This window comes from Trebonia sp. (genome assembly GCF_049794275.1).
Classification (GTDB): domain Bacteria; phylum Actinomycetota; class Actinomycetes; order Streptosporangiales; family Streptosporangiaceae; genus Trebonia.
Map to the genome: position 1 here is coordinate 1 of NZ_JBARCR010000500.1, position 2,707 is coordinate 2,707.

Here is a 2,707-nt window from a genome sequence, read left to right on the forward strand (position 1 = left end):
CCGGACCCCGACCACGTGCAGCGACGGGCCGCCCGCGGCGCGCTCGGCGTAGTCCGCGCCCTTCGGGCGGCCGAGGTGGGCCATGATGACGACCCGGGCACCGCGGTCGGACAGCTTCTTGATCACCGGCAGGCTGGCGCGGATGCGCCCGTCGTCGGTGATCTCGCCGCTCCCTTTGAGGTCGAGCGGCACGTTCAGGTCGGACCGCAGCAGGACGCGGCGCCCGGCGACGTCGATGTCGTCGATAGAGCGCATGCGTTACGCCAGCCGGGACGCGACGAGCGCGGTCAGGTCGGCGAGCCGGCAGGAGAAGCCCCACTCATTGTCGTACCAGCCGAACACCTTCACCTGGTTGCCGTACGCCATCGTGATCGAGGAGTCGAGCGTGCACGAGGCGGGCGAGCCGACGATGTCGGAGGACACGATCTCGTCCTCGGTGTAGACCAGGATGCCCTTGAGCGGTCCGTCGGCGGCGGCCTTGTACGCGGCGTTGACCTCGTCCTTGGTCACGTCGCGCTCCAGGTCGACGACCAGGTCCGTGATCGAGCCGACGGGCACGGGCACGCGCAGCGAGTAGCCGTCGAGCTTGCCCTTGAGCTCCGGCAGCACGAGCCCGGTCGCCTTCGCGGCGCCGGTGGTGGTGGGCACGATGTTCAGCGCGGCGGCCCGGGCCCGGCGCAGGTCCTTGTGCGGCCCGTCCTGCAGCATCTGGTCCTGGGTGTAGGCGTGCACCGTGGTCATCAGGCCCTTGACGATGCCGAAGTTCTCCTGCAGCACCTTCGCCATCGGCGCCACGCAGTTGGTGGTGCAGGAGGCGTTGGAGATGATGTCGTGGTTCGCGGGGTCGTACTTGTCGTCGTTGACCCCCATCACGATCGTGATGTCTTCTTCCTTGGCCGGCGCGGAGATGATCACCTTCTTGGCGCCGCCCGCGATGTGCGCCTTGGCCTTGGGGCCGGTGGTGAAGATGCCGGTCGACTCGACCACCACGTCGACGCCCAGGTCGCCCCAGGGGAGGTTGGCCGGGTCGCGCTCGGCGAGGATCTTGATCGACTTGTCGCCGACGCGGATCGTGTCGCCGTCGACGGTCACGGCCTCCTTCAGGTCACCGGCCGTGCTGTCGTACTTGAGCAGATGGGCCATCGTCGCGACGTCGCCGAGGTCGTTCGCCGCGACGATCTCGATGCCGCGGTCGATCCCGGTCGTGTTCACGGCCTTCCAGAAGCCCCGGCCGATCCGCCCGAACCCGTTGATGCCTACTCGAATGGTCACAGCACAAGTCTCCGTTTCGATCGCCGCTCGTGACTAGGGTCCAACGTTCCCGGCCTCGCGTCACTCCCGGATCTCTTTCCCGGGGAGATTATCGGACACCGGGACACCGGGCGCGGACCCCGGGGGTCTCCTGGAGGACGCGTCCGGTCCAGCGGCGAGCCGGCCTGTCCTGGCCCCTGTGCCGGGCAGGCATTTGCATGCCTATGGTCTAGACCTTACAAGAAAAATCACGAGCGATATCCAGAACGTACGCGTGTCTCCGCCGCCCTGTTCATGTCCGTGGCGTGGTGGCTTCGGCGTTACCCTGAAGCTGAGACGACTCCCCTGGGAGGAGGCGGTGCCGTGGCCGGGCGGACGGCGCGGCGGCGGGTGCTTCGGGTGACGCTGTCGCAGGACGGGCCGACGGATGGGCCGGCAGACGGGCCGACGGTGGCGGTCCGGGCGGACGCGCGCGCGGACCTGCTCGCGGCCGAGGAGCCGCTCGGCATCCGGGTCGACGGCACCGCGCTGACCATGACCATGCGCACGCCGGGAGACGACGTCGAGCTCGCGGCTGGATTCCTGGTCAGCGAGGCGGTGATCAGGTCCCGCGAGGAGATCGCCGAGATCAAGCTCTGCGACGGCGTGACGTGCGGGCACGGCGACCATTCCGAAGCCGAGCTGGGGAACCTGGCCGACGTCAGGCTCGCCCCCGGCGTGGCGGTGACGCCCGGCGCGCGGCGGAACTTCATGACCACGTCGGCGTGCGGCGTCTGCGGCAAGACCTCCATCGAGGACATCTGCGTGCTGCCGGCGTCGCCGCTGTCCACGGACCAGACGCGGTTCACGCCTGCCCTGCTGGCCTCGCTGCCGGACCGGCTGCGTGACGCGCAGAAAGTGTTCTCCTCCACCGGCGGGCTGCACGCCGCGGGGCTGTTCGACGCCGCCGGGTCGCTGCTCGCGGTGCGCGAGGACGTGGGCAGGCACAACGCGGTCGACAAGATCGTCGGCTGGGCGCTGCTGAACGACAAGCTCCCGCTGAGCGGCTGCGCGCTGCTGGTCAGCGGGCGGGCCTCGTTCGAGCTGGTGCAGAAGGCGGTGCTGGCCGGCATACCGCTGCTCGCGGCGGTGTCCGCGCCGTCGTCGCTGGCCGCCGACCTCGCCGCCGAGGCGGGGCTGACGCTGGTGGGCTTCCTGCGCGGGCCGTCGATGAACGTTTACACAGGCGCGGAGCGCCTGTCGTTGTGAGCAGCCCCGGTATATCGTGCACGACCGCGGGCAGTAGTCAGGCGTGAGCGACACTAGTCGCGCGGGTGACCGGCCAGCCCCCCAGCTCGCCTACGCGCGGTGGACGGACGCGCTGGCGCGGGCCGGATGGCGAGCGGAACCGGTGGTCGCCGAGCACGTGCCGGCGGCCGAGGGCCTTGGCCGCGTCACGGCTGCCCCGGTGCACGCG

General features: G+C 70.2%; 3 protein-coding genes. 1 reads left to right on the forward strand and 2 read right to left on the reverse strand.

Features of this window, described 5'->3' with window-relative positions; all coding sequences use genetic code 11:
* Nucleotides 1–255, reverse strand: a 255-nt coding sequence (gene pgk / locus WA805_RS13570; RefSeq protein WP_425242511.1) for a phosphoglycerate kinase, incomplete at its 3' end; no start/stop codon positions are given.
* A gap of 3 nt (nucleotides 256–258) precedes the next feature.
* The gene (gene gap, locus WA805_RS13575; protein ID WP_422288776.1) at nucleotides 259–1,272 is read right to left on the reverse strand and encodes a type I glyceraldehyde-3-phosphate dehydrogenase; all 1,014 of its coding nucleotides are present in this window, start codon (nucleotides 1,270–1,272) and stop codon (nucleotides 259–261) included.
* Between the two features lie 384 nt (nucleotides 1,273–1,656).
* Between gap and fdhD the strand changes: the two genes are divergently transcribed.
* Nucleotides 1,657–2,499, forward strand: a complete 843-nt coding sequence (gene fdhD / locus WA805_RS13580) for a formate dehydrogenase accessory sulfurtransferase FdhD (protein WP_425242512.1) — start codon at nucleotides 1,657–1,659, stop codon at nucleotides 2,497–2,499.
* The last annotated feature ends 208 nt before the right edge of the window (nucleotides 2,500–2,707 follow it).